Below are 25556 nucleotides of genomic sequence, written 5' to 3'. Positions count from 1 at the left end.
TGTCTTTCCTTTTCGATGCGGCGGGGCTAGCTTGTGTTATAGCCTAAAACGCGCTGGGGAGGGAATGCGGGTGATGATTTTTAATGTGTTCGGTCGCCTGCTGGGGGTCAAACGGGTAGGGGGGCAATGGCAGTTGTTTCGCGTGACGTTGCCGGAGCGCAAGTATGCGCGCAGTTACGACATCGTGTTGCCGGATGAATTGACCGAAAGCGAGATAGCCGGCTATCTGGGGGACATTTACCACGAAGCCGCGACGGAACGCCATCCTGATGTCTTAAGGATCGAATAAACCCCGGCCCGATAACAAGGGCCGGAGGATTAATCTTCTTCGTTGCGGGCCATTTGCTGGCGTTGGTGCTCTTCGCTGGCCGCCTGAATTTCTTCCAGAACGGAACCGACATCGGCGCGTTTGTTGCTCTCGACAAACTTGCCGGTCAGCACGCTGGCCGGTGTCAGATTACCTTCCTGGTACAGCGCCCAAATCTCTTTGGCATATTTGCTGCTGAGCAGTTCCGGTGCGTACTGACCGTAAAACTGCGACATGTTATTGATATCGCGTTCGAACATGCTTTTGGCGTGGTTGTTGGCGGCGGCGTCCACCACCTGCGGCAGATCGATAATCACCGGCCCGTTTTTGTCCATCAGCACGTTAAATTCCGACAAATCGCCATGCACCAACCCGGCGCACAGCATGCGCACCGCGTAGTTCATCATCAGCGCGTGATCGGCCCGCGCCTGTTCCGGCGTCAGGGTGACATCGCTCAGACGCGGCGCGACCAACCCCTCTTCGTCGGTAATCAATTCCATCAGCAGTACGCCATCCAGACAGATGTCCGGCTGCGGCACGCGCACGCCCGCTTTGGCGAGCAGGTTCAGTGCGTCGACCTCGGTGTTCTGCCAGGCTTCTTCCTGCTGCTGGCGGCCGAATTTAGAGCCTTTGCTCATGGCGCGTGCATCACGGCTGTTACGTACTTTACGGCCTTCCTGATAGTTCACGGCCTGCTTGAAGTTACGTTTTTCTGCTTCTTTGTAGACTTTGGCGCAGCGGATCTCTTCGCCGCAGCGCACGATAAAGACGTCGGCTTCTTTGCCACTTTTCAAACGGCGGATGACGTCGTCGATTAAACCATCATCTACCAATGGCTGGAGTCGTTTTGGAATTTTCATGCAGCCTTGTACCCTATTTAGGCTCTGGTGTGAATGGTTTGCTAAGGTGTTACCCTAATTTAGACCTGAAAGGCAAAAAATAGTTTGCCGCCGTTGCGACACCGGGCCGCAACGGCACACCCGCTACAGGGTTTCCGCCGGCACCCAAACGCTGACGCTGCCGCCGTTTACCGGAAAAGTCGCCTTTCCCTGCTCGTCGGTGGTGACCTCATCCTGGCGGTTGCCAAGCAGGTCTCGCCAGCTTTTATGCGCCAGGGCGTCGCCCAGCGAAACCGCTTTGCCGCTTTCGACCCCATTGGTGAGCACCACTACGCAGCCAGGTGCGTCGGCGGTGCCGCTGCGGGTGAAAGCCACGCAGTTTTTATCATCAAAATAATCGGTTTGCGCGCCGTTGGCAAAACGTTGACGCGCCTGGATCAACTTTTCCAACTCCGGGATGACCGGCATATCAATTTGGTACTCCTGGCCGTCGCTGCCTTCATCTTTGTAGCTGGCGCCATACAGGTCGGGATAGAACACGCAGGGCACGCCCTGTTCGCGCAACAGGATCAGGGCATAGGCCAGCGGTTTGAACCAGGGTTCGACCGGGGCTTCCAGCGATTGTAGCGGCTGGGTGTCATGGTTGGCGACCAGCGTGACCGAATGGGCCGGATCGGCCGCGGTCAGGGTGTCGGTGAAAATTTGCGCCATATCAAACCCGTCTCCCTGTTTCGATGCCTGATGAAACTTCAGGTGCAAGGCTACGTCGAACAGCATCACTTTGCCCTCGACCAGGTCAATATACTGCTGTAACGCCGGCAAATCGTGTGACCAGTATTCGGCGACGATAAACAGATCGCGCTGTGCGCTGTCACGCACGTGGTCAGCCCACTCCTTAAAGAACCAGGCCGGAATGTGTTTGGCCGCGTCCAGCCGGAAACCGTCGCACGGCAGGGTGTCCAGCAGCCAACGCGCCCAGTATTTCAACTCTTCCACGACCGCCGGATTGCGAAACTCAACGTCGGCACCCATCAGGTAATCGTAGTTGCCTTTTTCGTCGCCGACCTGCTCGTTCCAGCCGTCGTCGCCGTAATCGTTGGCGATTTTGAATACGCCTTTTTCATCGGGCTGCTCAACATAATCCACGCCGCCAAAGCATTTGTAATCCCAAATGAATTTGGAGTAGGTACCTTGTCGGCCCGGGAAGGTGAAACGGGTATAGGCCAGTGCGTCGAAGCCCTGATCATTAATATCGTTGCGGTTGTTGGCGTCCGCTTTATACACGTGGACCTGTTCTTTTTCGTCGGCACCGAGCTTGTGGTTGAACACCACGTCGTAAATCACCCGTATGCCGTTGTTGCGCAGCTGAGTAGCGGCATGTGCCAGCGCCTCTTTATCGCCATATTTGGTGGCGCGGCTGCCTTTTTGATCGAACTCGCCCAGGTCGAACAGATCATAACTGTCGTAACCCACCGAATAGCCACCGGAAGCGCCTTTGTAGGCCGGGGGCAGCCACAGATCGGTAATGCCCAGTCCGGCAATGTGCTCGGCGCGTTCGGCGGCTTCCTGCCATAACTTACCGCCATCGGGGTAGTACCAATGGAAAAACTGCAGCAACGTGGTTTTTTTCGTCATGAGCAAGCCGTCCTGTTTGCCAAAAGGAGGTGCAGGATGAGCCGCAACTCACCCCATCACTGTTACAGCATGGGCTACTTTTGGCAAAAGGGAAACCAGGTTTGGGCGGCCAGAGAGGCCGCCCTTGGGGTTAGCGTTGACTGGCGTAATGCGGTGAGCGTGGGCCATACAGAATGGCACCGTTCTTACCGTTTGCCGACAGCAAGCGGGTGTTGGCGATAGCGCCAACGTCGAAACCTTTGTCGCTGATAGTGTCGGCGATTTGCGCGATGGCGGCGCTGATCACCATCCCCAGCAGACCGCTGCCGGAGTTGTCGTTATTTTCATTGCTGGAGGCGGTAGCGCTGCCGGCCCAAAGTTGCTTGCCGTTGCGCAGATCGACCAACCGGGCTTTCACGGTAACGCGCGTTTCGCTGTTAATCACGATATAGCTGGTGCCGTATTGCGTGACATCCAGGTACAGCACTGCGTCGGCACCGAAGATCTTATGCAGTTTTTGAATGCTGACTGCGCGGATATCGTTGGCGTTGGTCAGGCCGTTTTGCTGGAAAGTCTCCTCGACCACGGCGACCGGCAGCACATAGTAACCGGCTTCCGCCAAAGGCAGTGTGGTGCTGGCAAGCACGCTGTGGCTGGCTTTGACATCCGGTGACTGATTGACCGGCGGCAGCACCAAAATGGATTTCGGCTTGCTCTCGTGGAAGGCTGCATAATCGTAAGGCGTTTGTTTGGCGCAGCCGCTCAACAACAGGGTGACGGCGACGCTGAATAAACCTAATGCACGCTTCATTTAAAGCTCCCCTTGTCCTTGGCCATCAGGAAATTCATAAACGGCGCTGATTCCGGGAACAGCGACTTCTCCGTATTGAACTCGGTCATTGCTTGCCCGGTATTGCCGGTTTTGCTGTACAGCAACCCCAGTTGAGCATGCAGGCCCGGCGGCACGGCTTTATTCTTGGCACGAGATTTTTCGGCGATTTCCTTTAGCGTCAAAATCTGTTGGTCAGGACTGAGTCCATCCTGTTGATAATATTGATAGATCGAGGTTTGGTACCCATCCCAATTGTAAAGCGTTTTTGGCGCGGCGCAGCCGGCCAGCAGGGTCACTGCGAACAGCGCCCCACTCATTTTTTTAGTTATCATATTGCTGCTTCTATTCCGTTAGTTAGCAGGACGCCATGCGCCACTTTCGATACCGGCAACCAGGTTATTGACCGCTTCACGCACGGCCAAATCCAGCACTTTGCCGTTGAGGGTAGAATCGTAGCTGGCAGTACCGCCGAAGCCGATAATTTCGCGGTTGGAGAGTTGGTACTCGCCGGCACCCTGAGTGGAATAAACCACTTCGGAGGTTTGTACGTTGACCACGTTCAGATTGACCTTGGCGTAGGCCACCTGCGTTTTGCCGCGACCCAGAATGCCCCACAGTTGATGATCGCCGACTTCTTTACGGCCGAACTCGGTCACGTCGCCGGTGATCACATAGTTGGCGCCTTTCAGCGTCTGGGTTTGGCCTTTAATGCCGGCTTCGGTTTTCAGCTCATCCATATTGGCGCGATCCAGCACGTTGAAACGGCCGGTTTGCTGCAAATGGGTGATCAGGATGGTTTTGGACTGGTTGCCCAAACGATCGACGCCATCGGAGAAGATGCCGTTCATGTAGCTGGAGCGGTTATCGAATTTGCCGACGGAGATAGGGCTGCGCTGACCTTGATAGCTGGTGTTGTAGGAGGCCACTTTAGGCACTTCCAGCGAGCGCGAGGATTCGGTGGCGCATCCTGCCAGCAGGCTGACAGAAAGGGCGGCCGAACAGATAACGAGTGATTTTTTCATTGGAACACAATCTCTCCATGATTATAAAACCGCGCAAGACATATACCGCCTTACGCCCAGGATTTAAATCGCCGGGGATCTGTGGCTATTTAAACGGGGCAATCCTGCCATGGATGTGTAACGAAATACAACAGAATATCGACATAATGGACGCTATTAGGGATTTAATAACTCATTCAAATACAATGAATTGAGTAAGGATATTGCGCCAGATTTATCTGCCTGGCTTAATTGCCCGCTTTTTGACGGGTTTATTCTTTATTAAACTCACATTAATTGGTTTTTTATTTTATCGAATTGACCTAATGAAGAATGTCATTCTGCAGGCCGTGACGAATTAGCACGAATGCCTCGTCGGATTGGGATTTATCACTGTTTGAAAATCCGTTATGGTAGTGAAAATTTAGGTAACACTATCAACTAAATGCTGGGCTTCACCGCCCAAGCCGACGGGGATACGGATTGTGAATATCAGAGATTTCAGGGCATTGTCGCGCAACCTGGTCAGAGAACTGGGCATGTTGAATAAACAGAGTAACGGCAGCCGTTTTTCGCCGTTGCAGATCCACATTTTGATTGAGATTAGCACGCTGCCGCTGGGCGTTACCGAACTGGCCACCCGCTTGTGCATCGATAAGGCCAGTGCCAGCCGGGCGGTGCGCAGCCTGGTTACCGCCGGCATGATTGAAGCGGTGGACTATCCGCACGACAAACGCCACAACCTGAATCAACTGACCCGCTTGGGCCGTAAAACGCTGGCGGGGATCGACGCCAATGCCGACGGTTTTATGCAGGATGCGTTGGCACAGCTGGACGATGATGAACTGGCCGCCACTACTGCCGCCATGAAAAAGATGACCGCGGCATTACGCAGTGCGCGCAAGCAGCGCGACGCCGCTTTGCAGGTTCGTCCGATAACCCAGAATGATGACGCAGCGATGGCCGGCATTATTTGCAACGTATTCCGTGAGTACGGCATGGACAAAATGGAGGGGGTCAGTTTGCACGATCCCGATCTGGATCGTCTGACCGGCGTCTATCATGACAACGGCGGCAAGTATTGGGTGCTGGAACAGGAGGGGCAGGTGGTCGGGGGCGTCGGTATCGCCCCCTTGACGGGCGGTGACGTCGGTTATTGCGAGCTGCAAAAACTGTTCTTTAAGCCCAGCGTACGCGGGTTGGGGATGGCCCGTTATATGGTGGTGCAGGCATTGAAAGCGGCACGGGCGGCGGGGTACCGCTACTGTTATCTGGAAACCACCGAGCAACTGAAAGAAGCGTTGGGATTGTATTACGCGCTGGGCTTCACGCTGTTGACGGAAAAGCGCGGCAACACCGGTCATCACGGCTGCAATATCTACATGCTAAAGAACCTGCAAAACGACTGAGCTTCGCCGAAAAAGCAAAAGGCGGCCAAGGCCGCCTCTTTGCACAATCACTGAATCAGCAATTAATTGTAGATAATCGCAGTACCGTGCAGCTTGTTGTCACCGGTAGTTGAGATGATCTGGAATGATTTAGCGCCTGCTTCATCTGCTTTGGCCGCCAGTTTGTTTTCCAGGCTGGTCAGGTCGGATGCACCGCTGACGGTTACCACGCCGGCTTTTTGCAGATTTGCCGGTTGAGCGTTAACCAGATCGGCGGCGAAGCTGCCGAAAGAAGCGGTGGCCAGTGCGATGGCTGCGATGGTGATTTTCAGGTTTTTCATAGTCTTATTCCTATCAATATCGTATTTATGAGGTTTTGTTTGTTAGGTCGTTAAATTAATTAACGATCGATAATTTAATGTTAGACGCCTGTTCGGCGCTTTGCAACTATTTTTTTAGTGTTCGTTAATTAATTTGTTTTTAACGCGCTTCCGCTGGAAGGTGAAAAACCGCTACCTGTCCAGCGTTTATAATTTAATTTATTGTTATTTATAGATTATTGCGGTTCCGTGCAGTTGGTTGTTACCCCCGGCGCCCGTGATACGAAATGATTTTGCACCCGCGGCATCAGCCTTGGCGGACAACCCGGCTTCCAGAGTAGTGAGATCTGACGCTCCACTGACGGTAATGACCCCGGCTTCCTGCTGATCTGCCGGTGGGTTATTAACCAAATCGGCGGCGAAGCTGCCGAAAGAAAGCGAGGTAAGAGCCAGGGCTGCAAGGGTTATTTTTAGGTTTTTCATGGAGTTAATTCCTTTCTTCAAGTCTTGACTGGGGGAGTTGATGTCTGTCGTTATTGTTTGTTTAACGATCGATAACTAAATGGTAATCGCTCCTCGACGGCAGCGCAATATTTTTTTATAATGATCGTTAATTTAAGTTACCAGCCTCTGCTGCGGGGCGGGATAAGAGAGGGTCTATGAGTATCAATGAAGAAGTCTGCGCCAAAAAAACGCGTGGCAGACCGAAGCAGTTTGATCGCGACCGTGCGCTGGACAGTGCACTCGATCTGTTCTGGCGGCACGGTTATGAATCAACATCGCTGGCGGATTTGGTGGAGGTGACCGGGGCCAAAGCACCGACGCTGTATGCCGAGTTCGGCAACAAGGAAGGGCTGTTCCGCGCATCGGTGGAACGCTACCTGCAAAAATACACCACTTGCACCAACCAACTGTTGGAGCAGGATCTGCCGATCGCGGAAATCGTCGAAGCCTATGTCCGCTCTTCGGCGGAAGTGTTTACCGATCCTAATACCCCGTCAGGCTGCTTTATGGTGTGTGCCTCCGCGACCTTGTCTTCATCATCCGATGAAGTCGCCGAGATGCTGCGTAAAAAGCATCATTCAAATGAAGCCAGCCTGCGGGCCTGTTTTGACCGCAAAGTGGCGCAGGGCGAGCTGCTGGCGAAAACCGATACCGCATTGCTGGCCAAATTTATCATTTGCACCATTGAAGGCATGTCGACGCAGGCGCGTGAAGGCGCAAGCCGCGCAGATTTACTTCGTTTGCTTGATGCATTGATGCTGGTTTGGCCGCGTCTCAGCCAGGTGGGCAATAAGGTCTAGGGAAGGGCGTATAAGGTCGCACCGCTGCGTAATGCCTGTCAGTTCAGGTGATATTGTTCCCTCTCCTTTGGGAGAGGGTTAGGGTGAGGGGATACATACCAACGCGAGAGCCCCTCACCCCGGCCCTCTCCCCCTGGAGAGGGGGATGCTCACTTTAGCAAAGTCGTACATTCTAATTCAGAACTTTGCTTATCTGATCGGCACGCCGCATCGCTGCGGCCTTACTATTAATTACTGGTTAACCGGGATCACCGCGCCCTGGTATTTTTCGCGGATGAAATCCTGAATGGCCTTGGAGTGCAGTACTTTCACCAGCGCGACAATTTCCGGCTTGTTCACGTCGGCCTTGTGCACGGTGATGATGTTGGCATACGGGTTGTTTTCGCCGCTCTCGACCGCAATCGGGTCTTTGGTCGGGTTCAGCCCGGCATCGATGGCGTAGTTGGCGTTAATCACGACCGCATCGCCCTCATCGTTGTTATACATCTGCGGCAACAGCGCGCCTTCCACGTTTGCCTGGAACTTCAGATGTTTCGGGTTTTCCACCACGTCGGAGATGCGTGCATCCACCTTGCTCACGCCCGGCTTCAGTTTAATCACGCCTTCTTTTTCAAAGATCGACAGGATACGTCCTTCCTCTGCCACCGCGTCGCGCATGATGATTTTGCCGTTGTCCGGCAAGTCTTTCAGACTCTTGTATTTCTTGGAGTAAATACCGATAGGTTCGATATGGATGGCGCCGGCGCTGACAAAGTCGTAGCTCTTGTCGTCGGCGTGATCCTTCAACACTGAATTCAGGTAAGGCACGTGCTGGAAATAGTTGGCGTCAATATCGTGACTGGCCAGCGCGGTGTTCGGCAGGATGTAATCCTGGAAGGGCTTGATCACCAAATCAATGCCTTCTTTCGCCAGAATCGGCTTGGCCTGCTCGAGGATCTCGGCGTGCGGCACATTAGAGGCGCCGACCACCAGCTTGGTTTCTGCCGCGGCACCAAAAGAGGCCAACGTGGTCAGTGAGGCGAAAGCCAGCATCATAATTTGCTTTTTCATCATCATTATTCCCTGGTTATTTATCGTTTATCGAGCGTGGTTGTAATGGTGTCGCCGATGAACTGGATAACGAAAACGATCAACAGGATCGTCAGCGTCGCGACCAGCGTCACGTCACCGTGGTTGCGTTGAAAACCTTCCAGATAGGCCAGATTGCCCAGCCCGCCTGCGCCGATCACCCCGGCCATCGCGGTGTAGCTCACCAGCGCGATCAGGGTGACGGTAATGCCGGAAACCAGCGCCGGTGAAGACTCCGGCAGCAGTACGCGAAAGATAATGGTGCTGGTTTTGGCGCCCATGGAACGCGCCGCTTCGATCACTCCTTTGTCCACCTCGCGCAGGCCAATCTCGACCAATCGGGCGTAGAACGGTGCCGCGCCGACAATCAGCGCCGGCAGCGCCGCGTCAGCGCCCAAAATGGTGCCGATCAGTGTCTTGGTGAACGGGATCAGCAACACGATCAGAATGATGAACGGGATGGAACGGAACACGTTGACCAGCACTGAAATCAGCGAATAGACGGCGCGGTTTTGCAACAGTTGGCCGCGGGACGTCAGGAACAGCAGCACCCCGAGTACCATGCCGAGCACCAGCGTCGCCAATCCGGCAATGCCGGTCATGTACAGGGTTTCCCAGGTGGCATTCAGCAACGAGTCAATGCGCAGGTGAGGGAACAGTGACTCAATCATGTTTAATGACCTCAACGGCGATCTCTTGTTCTTTCAATAACTTCAGCATGCTGGCGATTTGCAGATCGTTGCCTTCGGCGTGGATATACAGCTCGCCAAAGGAGCCATTCAAGGTTTGGCTGATTTTGCCGTGCAGAATGTTAATGCTTACCTTGTAGCGCAGGATCACGTCGGAAATCACCGCCTGATGGGTCTGCACGCCGACAAACGTCAGCTTGAAAATCGCACCCGACAGGTGTTGGCTCAGCAGGGGATTGAAGCTTTCCTCGGTTTCCTGATATTGCGAAACCTGTTTGACGAACTGTTGGGTAATCGGCTGCTGCGGTCGGGTAAAAACGTCGAGCACCGGGCCTTCCTCGACGATGCGGCCGTTTTCCATCACCGCCACACGGTGGCAAATTTTACGCACTACGTGCATTTCATGGGTGATCAGCACGATGGTCAGGTTCAACTTGCGGTTGATGTCCAACAGCAAGTCGAGAATCGAGTCGGTAGTTTGGGGATCGAGCGCCGAAGTGGCTTCATCGCACAGCAAAACCCCTGGATTATTGGCCAGAGCGCGGGCGATACCGACGCGCTGTTTTTGCCCGCCGCTCAGCTGCGACGGGTAAGCGTCCTCACGGCCTTGCAGGCCAACCAGCGCGATCAGCTCCGCCACCCGCGGTTTAATCTGCGCTTTGGGCACGCCGGCGATTTGCATGGAAAAGGCAATGTTCTGTCCGACGGTGCGTGACCACAGCAGATTAAAGTGTTGGAACACCATGCTGATTTTCAGCCGCGCCTGGCGCAATTCGCTACCTTTGGCCCCGGCGATATCGAAACCGTCGACCTCAATGCTGCCGCTGCTGGGCGTTTCCAACCCGTTAAGCAAACGGATCAGGGTGCTTTTACCGGCGCCGCTGTAGCCGATGATGCCGTAAATTTGCCCGGCCTCGACCGCCAGGTTGACATCATCCACTGCGACAACGCGGCCCTGTGCGCTGTCAAAAGTTTTGCAAACGTTCGAAAGAACGATCATAGAGAAGCGAATCCTTATTAATACATCACAGCGTTCCGCCCGGGGCGCCGGAAAGGGGTCGGCTTGTTGGGATAGGGGCAGACGGAACCTCTGTTGCTGGGTGAATACGGGCCAATCCTACCGGGGGTTGATAGTGACAGGAAGAATGTAAATTCTATTAGTTATTCTGATTTGGTATATCAGATGATGAGCGGAAGTGATGATGAAACGACGGCCAGGTAAACCCTGACCGAGGGGAGTGAGTTAACGTTTGGCGAGTTTCATGTGCAGCAGCGGGAAAGGGTTGCCCTGACCGTCGAGCGCTGAACGCCCGGTGATTTCAAAGCCGTAGTGGCGATAAAAGCCGCTGGGGTGGCCGGGACGTTCCCCGGATCGCGCCCCGCAGAGTTAAAAGCCGCATTTCGCGCCATGTTACACTGGCCGCCAGAGGGTAAACGGGGCCAGTCGGAATGGAAGTGATACGCGCAGCGATAGAAAAACAGGTGATCAGTCTGACCGGGTTGGCACTCGGCGGCATTGATTTCGAAAAACCGCCGGGCGATCCGGGCCTGTTCGGCCCGCAGTCGGTTATCTGGCAGGTACACAACGATTTTACCTCGATGCTGTGCGGCGGCGTCAGCGCCTTGCTGATGCAGATGTTGCACCCGTTGGCGTTGGCCGGCGTATGGGACCATTCCAACTTTCGCGAAGATATGCTTGGTCGCCTGCGTCGCACCAGCCAGTTTGTCTCCGTCACCACCTTTGGCCCCACCGCCGAAGCCGAACGCCTGATTGCCAAAGTCAAAGCCATTCACCTGCAGGTCAACGGCGTCAGCAGCGACGGCAGGCCCTATGCGGCCAGCGATCCTGAGTTGCTCACCTGGGTACACGTGGTGGAAAGCAGTCGCTTTTTAGCCAGTCATTTGCGCTACCGCAACCCGTCTTTTCCCCGCGAAATGCAGGACAAATATTACCGTGAGACCGCACGCGTAGCCGCGGCTTTGGGGGCGAGCGAGATCCCCACTTCCTGCGCGGAGGTGGAAGATTATTTACAGCGGATACGGCCGCAATTGGTGTGCGATGAGCGTACGCGGGAGGTCGCGCGCATTCTGCTGGCCGCCCCTGCGCCCAGCGCATTGGCCCGGCCTTTTGGCGCATTGGTGATGCAGGCGGGCATAGATCTGCTGCCGGACTGGGCGCAGCAACAGTTTGATTTCCATCCCGGAACCTTACGCCGCCGCCTGGTGCGTGCCGGTGCGGGCGGCGTCGGTAAAGTGCTGCGCGCCTCGATGCGCAATGGGTCCTACCAGCGTGCTCTGCGCCGAATTAACAAAGCTGCCGTAGCGCATTGACGATCAACGCAGATTAGCGGGGAAATCTGCCGGCAGTTCGCTGGCTGGACAGTTAATCACTTGCTCACCGTTTTCACCGCAGTCGCGTACAAAGGTGATACTGGCGAATTCGTCGATCACTTCAGTTGGGTACGCTGGACCGGCTTCACGATAGGCCGCCATTTGTGCCAGGTGTTCATTTTGGAAACAGATGGTGTGCTGTGGATTATTCATAACCCAGCGCGGGAAGAAAATGGTGCCGTGGAAAATCAGATCGCCCAGATTGACGATGAGGCTAACGTCAGTCCCGGTCGGCTCAGTCCATGAAATCTTATACACTTCTGCGGCCACCCGAACCACGTAGACCGCTTGATCTTTCACCCAGCGATTGCCCACTAACCCACTGTGGATCCGATAATCGATGGTTCCGGCATTCTTCAGGTAGATCTCATAATTCCAGCCGTTGTCATAGGTATACACCAGGTGTTTGCCGATAAAACCGCTCAGGTCGTGTTTGTCGAAGCTGCTCATTATGCGTTCCTTATGGAGAGTGTTTTAAGTCGATATGAGTAGCCTACGCTGATAAAAATCGATATAAAAACGCTGATATTGGTGATTAATAATCGAATTATTAGATATTTTTAGGAGGCGACGATGCGGGCACCCAAAACCACGCTGGATCAGTGGTACACGCTGCAGACCCTGATTGAGCAAGGGGGATATATTCAGGCTGCTGAATATCTGCACCGCAGCCAATCCTCGGTGAGTTACAGTTTGCATACCTTGCAGGAGCGGCTGGGCGTTAAATTGCTGATGATTGTAGGCCGTAAGGCGGAATTGACGGTGGAAGGCCGGGCTCTACTGGAACATGCCAAACCGCTGATTACCGCCTTCAGCCAGCTTGAAGCGCGGGCGGCGGCATTGACCCAAGGTGAGAAGGTGGCGTTAACGCTGGTGGCGGACAGCGTTTTTCCGAAACCCTTGCTGTTTCGCGCGCTGCGGCAATTTCAACAGCGCTATCCGCAAACTCAGGTCCGGTTACGTGAGATCCTGCGGGGTGAAAGCCGGGAACTGCTGGCGCAAGCTGATGCCGACTTATACATCACGACGTTGCCGCCGGATGCCTCAGTAGACGGCAGTTTTTTGATGGATGTGAATTTTATCGCCGTCGCCCATCATAAACATCCGTTGCATCAATTGAATGGCCCGCTGACTCAGGCCGAACTGGCCCGCTTTCATCGCGTAGCGATTACCGATCCTCTGCAGCAAGCGGATGCAGACACCGCGTGGAGTTTTACCACCTTTGATGCGGCGATACAGGCGATATGCCATGGCGTGGGCTATGGCTGGTTGCCGCAAGACCGGATCACCGAGCTGCTGGCCAGTGGTGAATTGCAGCCCTTGCCGCTTGCCGGCCAGCGGATCCGCGCCACGCCGCTATATTTAATTTATGGAAACCCTCAGGGGTATTTTGATCTGACGACCAGAGCCATGGCGGAAATGATCGCCGATGCGGTGCAATCCGACGATCAATTAGCCAACAGCCCGAAATTTTGAGACTTTTACGGGTGATCCGAGCGGTAATGCGCTTTACACTGGATAAAAGCCAATTTCCATTTTATTTAGCGTGCAGCATTATTCTGCGCCTTGAGCCTATTTGAGGTTATATGAACGAGTCACACGTACTTGCTGAAGTCAGTAATGAGAACCAGACGCTGGTCGCGGTGGTTCAGCAAGATCACCGGGCTGCTTATTTTTATATTTATCCTTCAGAAGAAAATAGCGAACGCTTTCAGGTACGCGCCTGTTGGCTGCGCAACCTGGCGGCCGCGCCGCATCAGGAAGACAGTGCGGCGCTGGCGCTGGGGCAGCCACCGATGCTGGCGGCCGAATTCTGCCGCAATCTGGAAGGGGAAGCGCCGCTGAACCCGGAAGGGCTGACGGTGGTTTGGACCGAGAGCGACGACGGCGCGGCACTGTGGTATTACGGCCAATTACTGGCGGTGATCCCCGGCTGGAGCCTGTATATCGACCATTCGGTGTGCTATTCCGCCAGTTGTATCAAAGAGAGCCCGCTGGCTTACCCGCTCGGCTCCGCTTCCACCAATACCCAGTACGCGCTGGCGGAAAGTACCCGTCAGTTCTGGCGCCGTTGGCAGCGGGAAGAGGGCAACCCCTGGCCCAAGATGCAGAGCGATTATCAGGCGCATTACGAGCAGCATTTTGGCCCTTCGGTGAAATACTACGCGATCGATCAGGGCAAATGGCCGCCGATGGCGATCACCCAGCATGAGCGCGACGGCATTTACTATTTTCTCACTATGGGCGTCAGCATCCGGCCGATGCCATGGGTGGAAATCCTGTTTAACGACGACGCTTCCCGCTATCGACGCATGGAAATGGGGATCGCTATCGACGGTCAATACATGACGGAAGAGAATGCGGTGCAGATGGCCAGCGCGCTGGCCGGGTTCGCTCACGTACCTTGGGCAAAAATCACCTGGTTTGGAGAAGGGCACACCCTGGAGTCTGAAGTGGCCCCGCAGGGTTATGAGGGCTACGTGCTGTCCTCCTCGTTTTACCCGTATCACGAGCATCTGAACTTGCCGAAACAGCATGGCGACCCGGTCAATGTCTTCTGGGCCAGCCCGGTATTTGAAGCCGAGCGCCTGCTGGCGCACGCTACACCGAACGGTGGTCACGACCTGGTCAATAAGCTGCGTGAACAGGGCGTCGACCATATCTTCCGTCCGCGTCAGCCGGTATGCTGAAACAGAATTTCTTCTCTGGGGGCAATCATGACGTCAGCGCTGTTGGTTATTGATGTGCAGAAAGGGCTGTTTACGCCGCCACCGGCGGATGCCGAAGCGACGATGGCGCGCATTAACACCTTAAGTGCCGCTGCCCGTCAGGCTGGCGTGCCGGTGATTTTTATTCAGCATCAAACGCCGGATGATGAGTTGGCGCACGGCAGTGAAGCCTGGCAGATTGACTCGCGCCTGCAGGTGAACGACGGCGATCACCGGGTGGAGAAAACCACGCCGGATTCATTCCTGCGTACTGGGTTGGGGCCGCTGTTGATTGCGAACGGCGTTTCGCATCTGGTGGTCTGCGGCTATTCCACCGAGTTTTGCGTGGATACCACCACCCGCCGCGCCGCCGCACTGGGTTACCCGGTGACGTTGGCGGCGGATGCGCACACCAGCCACGATAAAGCCCATGCCACCGGCCTGCAGATCCGCGCTCATCACAACGCCACGCTGTCGAATATCGAAAGCTTTGGCGTGCTGATCGACGCGTTACCGACGGCAGAAATCCGTTTCTGACCGCTGGATAAAAAGCCCGGAGCGATCCGGGCCGATCAAGATGATTTCAATCCTGCCCTGCGTGCCGCCACTTTGGCCAACGCCGACCAATCCAAATCCGCATCGCCCTGTGCCACCGCGTCGAGGAAGTTGTCCTTCAGCACGCTGGCGAATGGCATAGGCGTGTGGCTGTTGGCACCGGCCTCCAGTGCCAGGCCGACGTCTTTCATACCCAGGCTTAATTTAAAACCGGCCGGTTCAAACTTTTCTTCGGCGATCAGTGCGCCGTAGCCTTTGTAAGCCGGGGAGGCAAACAGGGTGCTGCTGAGCATGTGCAGATAATCCGCGCCGGAAACGCCGTAGTTGCGCACCAGCGCACTGCCTTCCGCCATTGCCTCAATGGCGCTGGCCAGCGTGAAGTTGGCGGCGATTTTAACGATATTGGCCTGCTCGGGCCGTTCGCCAAAATGCCAGGTCTCCTGACCGAGCACCTCAAACAGCGGCTGTACTTTGGCGAGCCATTGCGGTTCGCCCGCCGCCAGAATGTTCAGCTTGCCGGCTGCGGCGACGTCCACCCGCCCCAGCACCGGTGCGGCGATATAACCGACGTTGCGCTCCGCGTGCAGCAACGCCAGTCGTTTGGCCAGCGCCACCGAGACCGTCGCCATATTGACGTGGATCGCGCCGGGGAGCAGCCGTTGCAGCAGTCCGCTCTCCACCACTACCTGCTCGGTGGCGGCATCGTTGGCCAGCATGGTGATCAGCACATCCACATCCGCCAGTTCTTCCGGCTGCCGAGCCTGCAAGGCCCCGGCGCTCACCAAAGGCTGCGCTGGCTGGGGCGAACGGTTCCATACCTTTACCTCATAGCCAGCCTGCAACAGGTTGGCGGCCATCGCGCTGCCCATACCGCCCAGGCCGGCAAATCCGATCTTCATATTGCGTTCCTTCCTCAGGTTGTCTTCTTTCACCCTAACGCGCCGGTGTGAGAACGCAAATGGTGGAATGTAACGCTTTCTTAACCGACCCGCGCACCGCCGTTAATTGAGGTAATGGTGCCGGTGATGGCGTCAATGCGATCCTGCGGCAGGCCGGTACCCTATACGCTGGCGCTGGCGTTACGCACGCCATCCCCGTTGACCGAGGCATTCTGCCGTATCGCCGGCGAACAGGCGGCGGCCTGGCAGCGTGCGGTTATTGACAACCCGCGTACCGGGGAGATACCTTAAAAGCATGAATATGCCGATGCACCCCACTCACAGCCAGTCTTGGTGGCGCCTCCTCTGAAGGCGGCACGGGTATTCACACCTCTTTTCAATGCCGCCGGTTCTGGCGGCATTTTTATTGCGTTGATCCGGTGGTGTATTTACTTTCAGGAGCAAGGCAATGAGTTACACCATTCTGACCGGCGATCGCGCCACCGGATCCCTGCATTTAGGCCACTACGTCGGGTCGCTGCGCCAGCGTGTTGAGCTGCAACACCAGCATCGGCAAACGGTGCTGGTGGCGGATCTGCAGGGGCTGACCGATAACGGCAACCATCCTCAAAAAATCAGCGCCAACGTGCTTAATCTGGTCGCCGACTACCTGGCGGTGGGCATCGATCCGCAGAAAACCACGATTTGTCTGCAATCCGCGCTGCCGGCACTGGCTGAACTGACGATGTATTACCTCAATCTGGTCAGCGTGGCGCGGCTGGAACGCAACCCCACGGTGAAAAGCGAAATTATCGAAAAAGACTTTTCCCGCAGCCTGCCGGCCGGGTTCCTGGTCTATCCGGTCAGCCAGGCGGCGGACATCACCGCCTTCGGCGCGACCCATGTGCCGGTCGGCGAAGATCAATTGCCGATGCTGGAACAGACCAACGAAATTGTCCGGCGCTTCAATCGCATCGTCGACAGGCCGGTATTGACGGAGTGCCAGCCGTTGCTGAGCAACGTCAGCCGTCTGCCGGGGCTGGACGGGCAGGGCAAAATGTCGAAATCGCGCGGCAACACCATCACTTTGGGCGCGGACGCTGAGCAGGTTCACAAGGCCGTGATGAGCATGTTCACCGATCCGGGCCACCTGAACGTCAATGATCCAGGCCGGGTGGAGGGCAACATGGTGTTCACCTATCTGGATGCCTTCTGTGACGATGCCGAACATGTGGCGGAGTTGAAAGCGCACTACCGTCGTGGCGGGTTGGGGGACATGAAAATCAAACGCCTGCTGGAGGATTGCCTGCAAAGCCTGCTGGAGCCTATCCGTACTCGCCGGGCCGAGTATCTGGCCGACAAGGGTGAGCTGTTACGTATTCTGCAACAGGGGACGCAACGTGCCGATCAGGTCAGCAAGCAGACGCTGGCACAGGTGAAAGGCGCGTTGGGGTTGGATTTTTTTAGCCTGAGTTAAACGTACGCCCTCTCCTGCGGGAGAGGGCGCGTGGTGTCATCCTCAGGCGGCGCTGTCAACGATCGGGTGTTTGACCACGAAGATATATGACAGCGCACCTATCACGGTGAAGCAGGAACAGAGGGTCAGCGCCAGGCTGAAAGAGTGGGTGGTATCCAGGATCCAGCCGGTGACCACCGGCGCGAACGAGGCGAAGATAAAGCTGGCGAAGTTTTGAATGCTGCCGACCGAGGCGGTCATGCGCGAGGTGACCGCCACGTGGATCAAGCCCCAGCAGGAAGTACCGGCAAAGTGGATGCAAAACAGCGCCATGCCAATCAACAACACCGCACTGTAGGTGGTGGTGGCCTGGGCGACCACGGCGGTAAAGGACGCGGACAGCAACATCCCGGCCACGATGCAAATTTTACGGCTTTTCAACGGCGCCATACCGCGACGCACCAAAAAGTCGGTAACGAAACCGTTCGACAGCATGCCGGCGGCGCCAAACAGGAACGGGATGGCGCTCATCAGCCCGGTGCTTTTCAGATCCAGATGGTAAGTGGTTTGCAGATAACCCGGCAGCCAGGCCAGATACAGCCAGGCGGTGTAGTTGATGCCGCTAAAGCCGATCATCATGCCCCACATGGTGCGGTTCCTGAATAGCCCACGCCACTCGCGGAAGTTCATCGGTTCAGGCCGCGCGCTGACGCTGCCGGCGTTCAGATAGGCTTGTTCCTGAGCACTCAGGCTGACGTCCTGGCGGTTGCGGTACAGCATGTACCAGCCGATCGACAGGGCGATCCCCAACACGCCGATGGTGATGAACATGCCGCGCCAGCCGAAGGCCAGCATCATGGCGGTGAGGATCGGCGGGCTGATCGCCAGCCCGATGGTCGAGGCGGCATTGAAAATCCCCATGGGCATGCCGCGATCTTTGATGTTGAACCAGTCATTGATCACCTTCACGCCGCACGGGTTCATTGGCGCCTCGCCAATTCCCAGCCCGATACGGACCCAGATAAATTGAGTGAAGCTATGGATCATGCCGGACAGCGTCTGGAACACCGACCAGACAAACATGCCGAGACCGAGCATCAGGCGCGGGCCTTTTCGGTCCAGCAACGGGCCGCAGGGCAATTGGGCGATGCCGTAAGCCAATGAAAACGCCGACAGCAGCAGGCCGATTTCGGTGCCGCTCAACCCCATTTCCTCCCGAATGGTGGAGTTCGCTACCGAGAGTGAGCTGCGATCGAGAAAGTTGATTATTGCGGCCATAAATAACAAGAACATCGCCGTGGTTTGAATTTTCTTAATTTTCGCCGAGCGGACTAACATTCCCTCCGGCGGCATAGGAATTATGTGATCGGAATAGGGATCCGTCGGTTGTTTATCGCTATCAACGGTATGAGTTCTTTCCATCATTGCCTCCAGAATTTCGCATTAATAATATTTATTATTCCGGGTATTCCCCTGGATGGTGCATTAGCAGGTGGTCGGCAGTAAGCCTAGTGGGCGAAATATTGTTGGCGGTGTGTTTTGTCGCGGTTCCGTGCAGCAGCTAGTATTTTGCTGCTCTTTATCGGTTTTAACTGGCTTCGTGGTTTTTTTTATCGACAAAAAACACCACGGCAGGTCAGGCGATGCTCTGGTTGATGGAGCGGATCATCGACTGTTTGGCCGTATCCAGATGACGATGCAGACCGTTGATGGCCTCCTGATCGTTACGGCAGATCAACGCGCTGAGAATGGTCATGTGTTCTTCAATGGCGACGATATTGCGCTGTTTCAGATCGGTTTCATCCCACTGATAGTGGAAGTGGAAAATCACCGAAATGATCTCCAGCGACTGGTTGAAAAACGGGTTATTGGCGGCGGAGAGGATCAGCCCGTGGAAATCGCGATCCAACTGGGAAAACAGACGATAGTTGTCGCTGATGTTTTCCCGCAGCTGGCGGTGGCGGCTCAGCAACTCTTTGGCTTGCAGCCAGCGTTCGTCGTGTATCGGCAGATTGATAAAGTGGGTAAGGGCGTGTGTTTCCAGCATCTGGCGCAATTCAAACAGCTGTTCGGCATAACGCCTGTCAAATTTCTTCATGCTCCATTGCCCGCGTCGGACGCTGTCTATCAGGTTATACCGGCTGAAGTGCAGCAGAAATTCTCGCACCACCACGGGGCTGACGTTGACCATCCGCGACAGCTGCAGTTCGCTGAAGGTGTCCCCGGCGCGCAGCTGCTTCTGGTTGATCATCTGGTAGAACGCCTTTTCGAACTTTTTTCCCTGTTCGTCCAGGGAAAGGCTCTGGCAGTCGAAACCGTCTTCCGGCTGGGGGCGGCGTAAAATAACGTAGTCGCCGCCGACTTTTTCCAGCACGCCACACTGGGCTAAATGCGTCAGCGTATGGCGCACGGTGGTGCGGCTGATGTTGTACATCTCAGCCAATGCGGCCTGAGACGGCAGCGGCGAGTGCAGATGGCCATTATTGATGCTGTCGATCATCTGGTTTACCACGTTGTGCCGCAGGTTCTGGGTTCTGCTCATGCTGTGCCTCAGCGGTTTTTTATGCATTTAAAACCAATTTAAATCGGTTTATTTAGTGTTGCCTCACAGATTTGTCTGAAGACCCCGGCAGCAGGTCCGTTTTTATTGAATAACCTCCTCATCATGAGTGGAGGAAAAACGATGACAACAATGAAAACGTTAGTGTGCGAGCAGCCGACAAAATTAGTTTATCAACAACGTCCGGTACCTTTTCCTGCGGAACAGGAGGCGGTCATCAAAATAATGACCGTCGGTATTTGCGGAACGGATATTCATGCCTGGTCCGGTCATCAGCCTTTCTTTAGTTATCCTCGCGTATTGGGCCATGAAATATGCGGCGAGATTGTCAGTGTCGGCAATAAAACCACCGGCTGGCGGGTGGGCCAGCGGGTGGCGGTAATGCCGTATATTTCCTGTCACCGCTGCGGCGCCTGCCAAAGCGGCAAAACCAATTGCTGTGAGAATATTTCGGTGATTGGCGTTCACCAGGATGGCGGTTTCTGCGAATTCCTCAGCGTGCCGACCGACAACTTGCTGGCGGTGGATAACCTGGCGCCGGAGGCGGCGGCGCTGATCGAGCCTTTTGCCATCAGTGCTCATGCGGTACGTCGTGCGGCGATAGCGCCGGAAGATCCCCTGTTGGTGGTCGGTGCCGGGCCTATCGGGCTGGGCGTAGCGGCTATTGCCAAAGCCGATGGCGCGCAGGTGGTGGTGGCGGATACCAGCGCCGAGCGTCGGCGGCATGTCGAACAGGTGTTGCAGTTACCCACGCTTGACCCACGGGATGAACAGTTTGATGCGGCGCTGCGCGGCCAGTTCGGCGGCATGCTGGCGGCCAAGGTGATTGATGCCACCGGCAACCCACAGGCGATGAACCATGCCGTCGACCTGATCCGCCACGGCGGCAGCATCGTGTTCGTCGGCTTGTTCAAGGGCGATCTGCAGTTCTCCGATCCGGAGTTTCATAAAAAAGAAACCACCCTGATGGGCAGCCGCAACGCGACCGGCGAAGATTTTGCCAAGGTGGGGCGGTTAATGGCGGCAGGGAAAATCACCGCGCAGATGATGCTTTCACACCATTTTGATTTCGCTACCCTGGCGGAGCATTACGAAGCGCAGGTGATCAACAACAAGCAGTTAATCAAGGGTGTCATTCACTTTCAATAAGCCCCAGCGGGAAATGATGGCACGCGTCATTTCCCGGCCATAAAAGCATCATCCCGCTGTCATAAACTTATCCGTTAATAGGTGCCCATAATGATTAGTCACTGAAACCAGAGAAATCATATGGCTCAGGCACTGTTAAAACTGGCACCAACCGATTTTCCAGGGCAGCAACCGGTTCAATTACAAAAAGTGTTATCGGTTAAAGGTTTGGGAAAAGCGTATAAATCTCAGCATCGCGTGCTGGACGATATCAACTTCGATCTGCACGTCGGTGAGTTCGTGGCGGTGATCGGGCGTTCCGGCGCCGGTAAATCCACCTTGCTGCATACCCTGAACGGCACCATTCCTTCGAGCTGCGGCGAGATGCTGCACTTTGAAGATGACGGCGTAGCCCAGGATATCGCCCAGCTTTCCGCCCGACAGATGCGCCAGTGGCGTGCCCGCTGCGGCATGATCTTCCAGGACTTCTGCCTGGTACCGCGGCTGGACGTGATGACCAACGTGCTGCTGGGGCGACTGAGCCACACTTCTACTCTGAAATCCTTCTTCAAACTGTTTGACGATGCCGATCGTGCTCGCGCCATCGAACTGCTGCAGTGGCTCAATATGCTGCCACATGCCTTGCAGCGCGCTGAGAACCTGTCCGGCGGCCAGATGCAGCGCGTGGCGATCTGCCGTGCGCTGATGCAAAACCCCAAGATCCTGCTGGCCGATGAGCCGGTAGCGTCGCTCGATCCGAAAAATACCCGCCGCATTATGGATGCGCTGCAAAAAGTCAGCGAAAACGACATCGCGGTGATGGTGAACCTGCACTCGGTCGAGTTGGTAAAAGAGTATTGCACCCGGGTGATCGGTATTGCCCAGGGCAAGATCGTGTTTGACGGACACCCTTCGCAATTGAACGAACGGATACTGCACCAGCTGTACGGCGAGGAAGCCAATCAGATCCATTAACCACCAGAACCTTTATCTTCACTTTTACCTTTACACACACAAGGCATTGTAATGAAAAAAGTATTGAGTCTGACCACAGTGATGGCCGGCGCGATGATGGTATTTAATGCTGCCGCAGCGGATGCACCTAAAGAACTGAACCTGGGCATTCTCGGCGGCCAAAACGCCACCCAGCAAATCGGCGATAACCAGTGCGTGAAACAGTTTCTGGACAAAGAACTGAACGTCGACACCAAGCTGCGCAATTCGTCTGACTACTCTGGCGTGATCCAGGGCCTGCTGGGCGGCAAAATCGACCTGGTGCTGAGCATGTCGCCGTCGTCGTTCGCCTCGGTCTACATCAAGGATCCGAAAGCGGTAGATATCGTCGGCATCGCGATTGATGACGTTGACCAATCCCGCGGTTACCACTCCGTGGTGGTGGTCAAAGCCGGCAGCCCGTATAAAAAACTGGAAGATCTGAAGGGCAAAGCTGTCGGCTTCGCCGATCCGGATTCCACCTCCGGCTTCCTGATCCCGAATCAGGAGTTCAAGAAGCTGTTCGGCGGCACGGTAGACAACAAATATAACAACGCCTTCTCCAGCGTGACCTTCTCCGGCGGCCATGAGCAGGACATCCTTGGCGTGCTGAACGGCCAGTTCGAGGGCGCGGTGACCTGGGCGTCGATGATCGGCGATTACAACACCGGCTACACCAGCGGCGCGTTCAACCGCATGATCCGCATGGACCACCCTGATCTGATGAAACAGCTGCGCATTATCTGGCAATCGCCGCTGATCCCGAATGGCCCGATCCTGGTGAGCAACTCGTTGCCGGCCGATTTCAAAGCCAAGGTCGTGACGGCCATCAAGAAGCTGGATAAGGACGATCACTCGTGCTTTATCAAGGCCATGGGCGGTAAACAGCACATTGGCGACACCACTCTGGCGGAATACCAGAACATCATCGATATGAAACGTGAGCTGACCAAAGGCGACCGTTAATGCTGCCGGGGTTCGGCCAGGCCGGGCCCCGCTGATTTCCTCACGTCGGAAACCTATTTTGAATACAGATTTTGCGCACTACTACCAACAGATCCGCAGCAAGCAAAAGCGCGAGACGCTGTTCTGGTCGCTCGGTCTGGTGGCGCTCTACCTGGGCGCCGGCAACATTGCCGAGTTCAACCTGCACACCGTGTGGGTCTCCATTCCTCACTTCTTTGATTATCTGGCGGAAACCGTCCCAACCCTGCATTGGACGCTGTTGTTTGCCGATGGCCACACCGAAGGCTCTTTGGCCTACTGGGGTTATCGGTTGAATATCCAACTGCCGTTGATCTGGGAAACGCTGCAGCTGGCGCTGGCGGCGACGATTCTTTCGGTGCTGGTAGCCGGTGCGCTGGCGTTCCTGGCGGCCAACAACACTCACAGCCCGGCGTCATTGCGCCTGGCGATCCGCACGTTGGTGGCGTTTTTACGCACCATGCCGGAGCTGGCGTGGGCGGTCATGTTTGTGATGGCGTTTGGCATTGGTGCCATTCCCGGCTTTCTGGCCCTGGCACTGCACACCATCGGCAGCCTGACCAAACTGTTTTATGAATCGATTGAAACGGCCTCCAACAAGCCGGTGCGCGGGCTGGCGGCCTGCGGTGCGACACCGTTGCAACGCATGCGGTTTGGCCTTTGGCCGCAGGTGAAACCGTTATTTTTGTCGTACAGCTTTATGCGGCTGGAGATCAACTTCCGTCAGTCGACCATTTTAGGGCTGGTGGGGGCGGGCGGTATCGGCCAGGAGCTGATGACCAATATCAAACTCGATCGTTACGACCAGGTCAGCATGACGCTGCTGCTGATTATCCTGGTGGTTTCGCTGCTGGATTACACTTCAGGCGAACTGCGTAAACGGGTCGTGGAGGGGAAAAAATGATCACAGGACCCACGCTCACAGCGGAAGGGATGCAGGCACTCAAGCAACAGCACCCGGAAATATTCTCGCAGCAGCGCCGCTACCTGCGCACCGTCGGCATTATCGCGGTAGCGATCGTGCTGTATTACCTGTTCTTCTTCCAGTTTTTCGGCATTGCCTGGCCGCAGTTCGTGAACGGTTGTCACCAGCTTGGCCGCTACTTTATGCGCATGTTCGTCTGGCATGATTTCGTCAACTGGCCGTTCATGTACTATTTCCAGCAGATCTTCATCACCATCGGCATCGTGTTCGCCGGCACTATTACCGCTTCGCTGATCGCCTTGCCGCTGTCGTTCTTCGCGGCGCGCAATGTGATGTCAACGCCGCTGTTGCGACCGATATCGGTGGTGGTGCGGCGGTTTTTGGATATTTTTCGTGGCATCGATATGGCGATCTGGGGGCTTATTTTTGTCCGTGCGGTCGGTATGGGGCCGCTGGCCGGGGTGCTGGCGATCCTGATGCAGGACGTTGGGCTGCTTGGCAAACTGTATGCGGAAGGGCACGAAGCGGTGGATAAATCCCCGAGCCGTGGCCTGACGGCGGTGGGTGCCAACGGTCTGCAAAAGCACCGTTACGGCATTTTCACCCAGTCGTTCCCGACCTTCCTGGCGCTAAGCCTCTACCAGATTGAATCCAACACTCGCTCTGCGGCGGTGCTGGGCTTTGTCGGTGCCGGCGGCATCGGCCTGGTGTATGCGGAGAACATGCGGCTGTGGAATTGGGACGTCGTGATGTTTATCACCCTGATGCTGGTGGTGGTAGTGATGATTATGGATAAGGTGTCGTCGATCCTGCGCAACAAATACATTATCGGGGAAGACATTCCGCTGTATCAGCAAAAAAGCCAAATCGATTGAGAAACCCCGCTCCGATCCTTATACTGCCGCACATATTCAACTGTGCGGCCGTTTTTTGTCAGCCCCTCGCGTTAATTACCCGAAGTAATTGGAATTGCGGCAAGGCGGCAACTGAACGAATGCCAATGAGCTGACTAAAGTCAGTGACTTGGGTGAGTGAAGGCAGCCAACACCGCCACAGTTTCAAGTACAAAGGGTAAAGGCAATTCTATGATCAACAATGATGTGCTGCGCAGCGTGCGCTACATGCTGAGTATTAACGACGCAAAAATGGTCGAGATTATCAAATTGGATAATTTCGACGTTGCGGTCTCGGCGATGGCTGCTTACGTCATCAAAGAAGGTGAGCCCGGTTTCGAGAATTGCCCGGACGAAGTCATGGCGCACTTCCTGAATGGCCTGGTGTTTTTCAAGCGCGGCAAGGACGACAAGTTCCCGGCGCCGGAAGTGGAACTGCCGATCACCAATAACCTGGTGTTGAAAAAGCTGCGTGTGGCGTTCGAGTTGAAAGATACCGACATGCATCAGATTTTCACCGCCGTAGATTTCCGCATTTCCAAGCCGGAATTGAGCGCGCTGTTCCGCAAAGAAGGCACCAAAAACTTCCGTCCGTGTGGCGATCAGATGCTGCGTTATTTCCTCAAAGGGTTGACGCAACGCCTGCGCGGCGTATAAGTCACGCCGACATTCATGGCATCTGCCTCTCAACGCCAACATTCTGTTGGCGTTGTTCTCTGTGCA

The 25556-nt window shown here is 55.5% G+C and carries 29 protein-coding genes and 1 pseudogene; 15 read left to right on the top strand and 15 right to left on the bottom strand.

Annotation, left to right across the window (positions count from 1 at the left end; genetic code table 11):
• Positions 1–70: 70 nt before the first annotated feature.
• On the top strand, positions 71–289 hold the full coding sequence (locus tag ACGS9J_RS10375; RefSeq protein WP_442230841.1) for a DUF7661 family protein: 219 nt from the start codon (positions 71–73) through the stop codon (positions 287–289).
• Between the two features lie 29 nt (positions 290–318).
• Here the strand turns inward: ACGS9J_RS10375 and ACGS9J_RS10370 are convergent, their stop codons facing one another.
• The 5 genes from ACGS9J_RS10370 to ACGS9J_RS10350 all read right to left on the bottom strand — a co-directional run bounded on the left by ACGS9J_RS10370 (position 319) and on the right by ACGS9J_RS10350 (position 4614).
• A complete protein-coding gene (locus ACGS9J_RS10370; RefSeq protein ID WP_442230840.1) occupies positions 319–1167 on the bottom strand; it encodes a PA4780 family RIO1-like protein kinase in 849 nt (282 codons plus the stop codon).
• 123 nt (positions 1168–1290) lie between these two features.
• A complete protein-coding gene (gene amyA / locus ACGS9J_RS10365) occupies positions 1291–2781 on the bottom strand; it encodes an alpha-amylase (protein WP_442230839.1) in 1491 nt (496 codons plus the stop codon).
• Between the two features lie 130 nt (positions 2782–2911).
• Positions 2912–3571, bottom strand: a complete 660-nt coding sequence (locus ACGS9J_RS10360) for a DUF799 domain-containing protein (protein WP_442230838.1) — start codon at positions 3569–3571, stop codon at positions 2912–2914.
• Entirely contained in the window at positions 3568–3924 is a 357-nt protein-coding gene (locus ACGS9J_RS10355) for a DUF4810 domain-containing protein (RefSeq protein WP_442230837.1), read from the bottom strand. Before ACGS9J_RS10355 ends, ACGS9J_RS10360 begins: the two co-directional genes overlap by 4 nt.
• A gap of 18 nt (positions 3925–3942) precedes the next feature.
• Positions 3943–4614: a CsgG/HfaB family protein gene (locus ACGS9J_RS10350; RefSeq protein ID WP_442230836.1), complete on the bottom strand. Its 672-nt coding sequence runs from the start codon at positions 4612–4614 to the stop codon at positions 3943–3945.
• 464 nt (positions 4615–5078) lie between these two features.
• Here ACGS9J_RS10350 and ACGS9J_RS10345 point away from each other — a divergent pair, with 464 nt between their 5' ends.
• Positions 5079–6002, top strand: coding sequence for a bifunctional helix-turn-helix transcriptional regulator/GNAT family N-acetyltransferase (locus ACGS9J_RS10345; protein ID WP_442230835.1), 924 nt, complete (start codon positions 5079–5081; stop codon positions 6000–6002).
• Positions 6003–6064: 62 nt separating this feature from the next.
• Here the strand turns inward: ACGS9J_RS10345 and bhsA (ACGS9J_RS10340) are convergent, their stop codons facing one another.
• Positions 6065–6322, bottom strand: a complete 258-nt coding sequence (gene bhsA / locus ACGS9J_RS10340) for a multiple stress resistance protein BhsA (RefSeq protein ID WP_442230834.1) — start codon at positions 6320–6322, stop codon at positions 6065–6067.
• A gap of 204 nt (positions 6323–6526) precedes the next feature.
• A complete protein-coding gene (gene bhsA / locus ACGS9J_RS10335) occupies positions 6527–6784 on the bottom strand; it encodes a multiple stress resistance protein BhsA (RefSeq protein WP_442230833.1) in 258 nt (85 codons plus the stop codon).
• Between the two features lie 176 nt (positions 6785–6960).
• Between bhsA (ACGS9J_RS10335) and ACGS9J_RS10330 the strand changes: the two genes are divergently transcribed.
• Positions 6961–7605: a TetR/AcrR family transcriptional regulator gene (locus tag ACGS9J_RS10330; protein WP_442230832.1), complete on the top strand. Its 645-nt coding sequence runs from the start codon at positions 6961–6963 to the stop codon at positions 7603–7605.
• Positions 7606–7836: 231 nt separating this feature from the next.
• On the opposite strand, the gene ACGS9J_RS10325 is transcribed toward ACGS9J_RS10330, so the two are convergent.
• From ACGS9J_RS10325 to ACGS9J_RS10310, 4 genes and pseudogenes are all read right to left on the bottom strand, one after another.
• Positions 7837–8658: a MetQ/NlpA family ABC transporter substrate-binding protein gene (locus ACGS9J_RS10325; protein WP_442230831.1), complete on the bottom strand. Its 822-nt coding sequence runs from the start codon at positions 8656–8658 to the stop codon at positions 7837–7839.
• A gap of 17 nt (positions 8659–8675) precedes the next feature.
• Positions 8676–9344: a methionine ABC transporter permease gene (locus ACGS9J_RS10320; protein ID WP_442230830.1), complete on the bottom strand. Its 669-nt coding sequence runs from the start codon at positions 9342–9344 to the stop codon at positions 8676–8678.
• Positions 9337–10362, bottom strand: coding sequence for a methionine ABC transporter ATP-binding protein (locus ACGS9J_RS10315; RefSeq protein WP_442230829.1), 1026 nt, complete (start codon positions 10360–10362; stop codon positions 9337–9339). The genes ACGS9J_RS10320 and ACGS9J_RS10315 overlap by 8 nt, the downstream gene beginning before the upstream one ends.
• A gap of 243 nt (positions 10363–10605) precedes the next feature.
• A pseudogene (locus ACGS9J_RS10310) lies at positions 10606–10713 on the bottom strand (GNAT family N-acetyltransferase); the annotation flags it as partial.
• A gap of 98 nt (positions 10714–10811) precedes the next feature.
• On the opposite strand from ACGS9J_RS10310, the gene ACGS9J_RS10305 reads away from it, so the two are divergent.
• A complete protein-coding gene (locus tag ACGS9J_RS10305) occupies positions 10812–11693 on the top strand; it encodes an oxygenase MpaB family protein (RefSeq protein WP_442230828.1) in 882 nt (293 codons plus the stop codon).
• Positions 11694–11696: 3 nt separating this feature from the next.
• Here ACGS9J_RS10305 and ACGS9J_RS10300 read toward each other — a convergent pair whose 3' ends face one another.
• The gene (locus tag ACGS9J_RS10300) at positions 11697–12206 is read right to left on the bottom strand and encodes a phenolic acid decarboxylase (RefSeq protein WP_442230944.1); all 510 of its coding nucleotides are present in this window, start codon (positions 12204–12206) and stop codon (positions 11697–11699) included.
• A 120-nt stretch (positions 12207–12326) separates the two neighbouring features.
• Here ACGS9J_RS10300 and ACGS9J_RS10295 point away from each other — a divergent pair, with 120 nt between their 5' ends.
• The 3 genes from ACGS9J_RS10295 (at position 12327) to ACGS9J_RS10285 (ending at position 14998) form a co-directional block, all read left to right on the top strand.
• Positions 12327–13229, top strand: a complete 903-nt coding sequence (locus ACGS9J_RS10295) for a LysR family transcriptional regulator (RefSeq protein ID WP_442230827.1) — start codon at positions 12327–12329, stop codon at positions 13227–13229.
• Positions 13230–13339: 110 nt separating this feature from the next.
• A complete protein-coding gene (locus tag ACGS9J_RS10290) occupies positions 13340–14443 on the top strand; it encodes a suppressor of fused domain protein (protein ID WP_442230826.1) in 1104 nt (367 codons plus the stop codon).
• 27 nt (positions 14444–14470) lie between these two features.
• Positions 14471–14998 carry a cysteine hydrolase family protein gene (locus tag ACGS9J_RS10285; protein ID WP_442230825.1) on the top strand — a complete coding sequence of 176 codons (528 nt, stop codon included), beginning with the start codon at positions 14471–14473 and terminating at the stop codon, positions 14996–14998.
• Between the two features lie 35 nt (positions 14999–15033).
• Here ACGS9J_RS10285 and ACGS9J_RS10280 read toward each other — a convergent pair whose 3' ends face one another.
• A complete protein-coding gene (locus ACGS9J_RS10280; RefSeq protein WP_442230943.1) occupies positions 15034–15933 on the bottom strand; it encodes an NAD(P)-dependent oxidoreductase in 900 nt (299 codons plus the stop codon).
• 108 nt (positions 15934–16041) lie between these two features.
• Here ACGS9J_RS10280 and ACGS9J_RS10275 point away from each other — a divergent pair, with 108 nt between their 5' ends.
• Together ACGS9J_RS10275 and trpS are read left to right on the top strand one after the other, a co-directional pair.
• On the top strand, positions 16042–16206 hold the full coding sequence (locus tag ACGS9J_RS10275; RefSeq protein ID WP_442230824.1) for a hypothetical protein: 165 nt from the start codon (positions 16042–16044) through the stop codon (positions 16204–16206).
• 157 nt (positions 16207–16363) lie between these two features.
• Positions 16364–17371 carry a tryptophan--tRNA ligase gene (gene trpS / locus ACGS9J_RS10270; RefSeq protein WP_442230823.1) on the top strand — a complete coding sequence of 336 codons (1008 nt, stop codon included), beginning with the start codon at positions 16364–16366 and terminating at the stop codon, positions 17369–17371.
• A gap of 42 nt (positions 17372–17413) precedes the next feature.
• On the opposite strand, the gene ACGS9J_RS10265 is transcribed toward trpS, so the two are convergent.
• Both ACGS9J_RS10265 and ACGS9J_RS10260 read right to left on the bottom strand, forming a co-directional pair.
• Positions 17414–18772 (bottom strand): MFS transporter, encoded by a 1359-nt coding sequence (locus ACGS9J_RS10265; protein ID WP_442230942.1) that lies wholly within the window; start codon positions 18770–18772, stop codon positions 17414–17416.
• 214 nt (positions 18773–18986) lie between these two features.
• On the bottom strand, positions 18987–19892 hold the full coding sequence (locus ACGS9J_RS10260; protein WP_442230822.1) for a GntR family transcriptional regulator: 906 nt from the start codon (positions 19890–19892) through the stop codon (positions 18987–18989).
• Positions 19893–20033: 141 nt separating this feature from the next.
• Here ACGS9J_RS10260 and ACGS9J_RS10255 point away from each other — a divergent pair, with 141 nt between their 5' ends.
• The 6 genes from ACGS9J_RS10255 to ACGS9J_RS10230 all read left to right on the top strand — a co-directional run bounded on the left by ACGS9J_RS10255 (position 20034) and on the right by ACGS9J_RS10230 (position 25490).
• The gene (locus ACGS9J_RS10255) at positions 20034–21059 is read left to right on the top strand and encodes a zinc-binding alcohol dehydrogenase family protein (RefSeq protein WP_442230821.1); all 1026 of its coding nucleotides are present in this window, start codon (positions 20034–20036) and stop codon (positions 21057–21059) included.
• A 120-nt stretch (positions 21060–21179) separates the two neighbouring features.
• The gene (gene phnC, locus ACGS9J_RS10250) at positions 21180–22013 is read left to right on the top strand and encodes a phosphonate ABC transporter ATP-binding protein (protein WP_442230820.1); all 834 of its coding nucleotides are present in this window, start codon (positions 21180–21182) and stop codon (positions 22011–22013) included.
• Positions 22014–22064: 51 nt separating this feature from the next.
• Positions 22065–22997 (top strand): phosphonate ABC transporter substrate-binding protein, encoded by a 933-nt coding sequence (gene phnD, locus ACGS9J_RS10245; RefSeq protein ID WP_442230819.1) that lies wholly within the window; start codon positions 22065–22067, stop codon positions 22995–22997.
• A gap of 58 nt (positions 22998–23055) precedes the next feature.
• Positions 23056–23919, top strand: a complete 864-nt coding sequence (phnE, locus tag ACGS9J_RS10240; RefSeq protein WP_442230818.1) for a phosphonate ABC transporter, permease protein PhnE — start codon at positions 23056–23058, stop codon at positions 23917–23919.
• Entirely contained in the window at positions 23916–24815 is a 900-nt protein-coding gene (gene phnE, locus ACGS9J_RS10235; RefSeq protein ID WP_442230817.1) for a phosphonate ABC transporter, permease protein PhnE, read from the top strand. Before phnE (ACGS9J_RS10240) ends, phnE (ACGS9J_RS10235) begins: the two co-directional genes overlap by 4 nt.
• A 210-nt stretch (positions 24816–25025) precedes the next feature.
• Positions 25026–25490 (top strand): DUF1456 family protein, encoded by a 465-nt coding sequence (locus tag ACGS9J_RS10230; protein WP_442230816.1) that lies wholly within the window; start codon positions 25026–25028, stop codon positions 25488–25490.
• Positions 25491–25556 lie beyond the last annotated feature (66 nt).

Source organism: Serratia quinivorans, assembly GCF_052113645.1.
Lineage (GTDB): Bacteria > Pseudomonadota > Gammaproteobacteria > Enterobacterales > Enterobacteriaceae > Serratia > Serratia quinivorans_B.
This window is presented reverse-complemented; position numbering and strand designations above follow the sequence as displayed.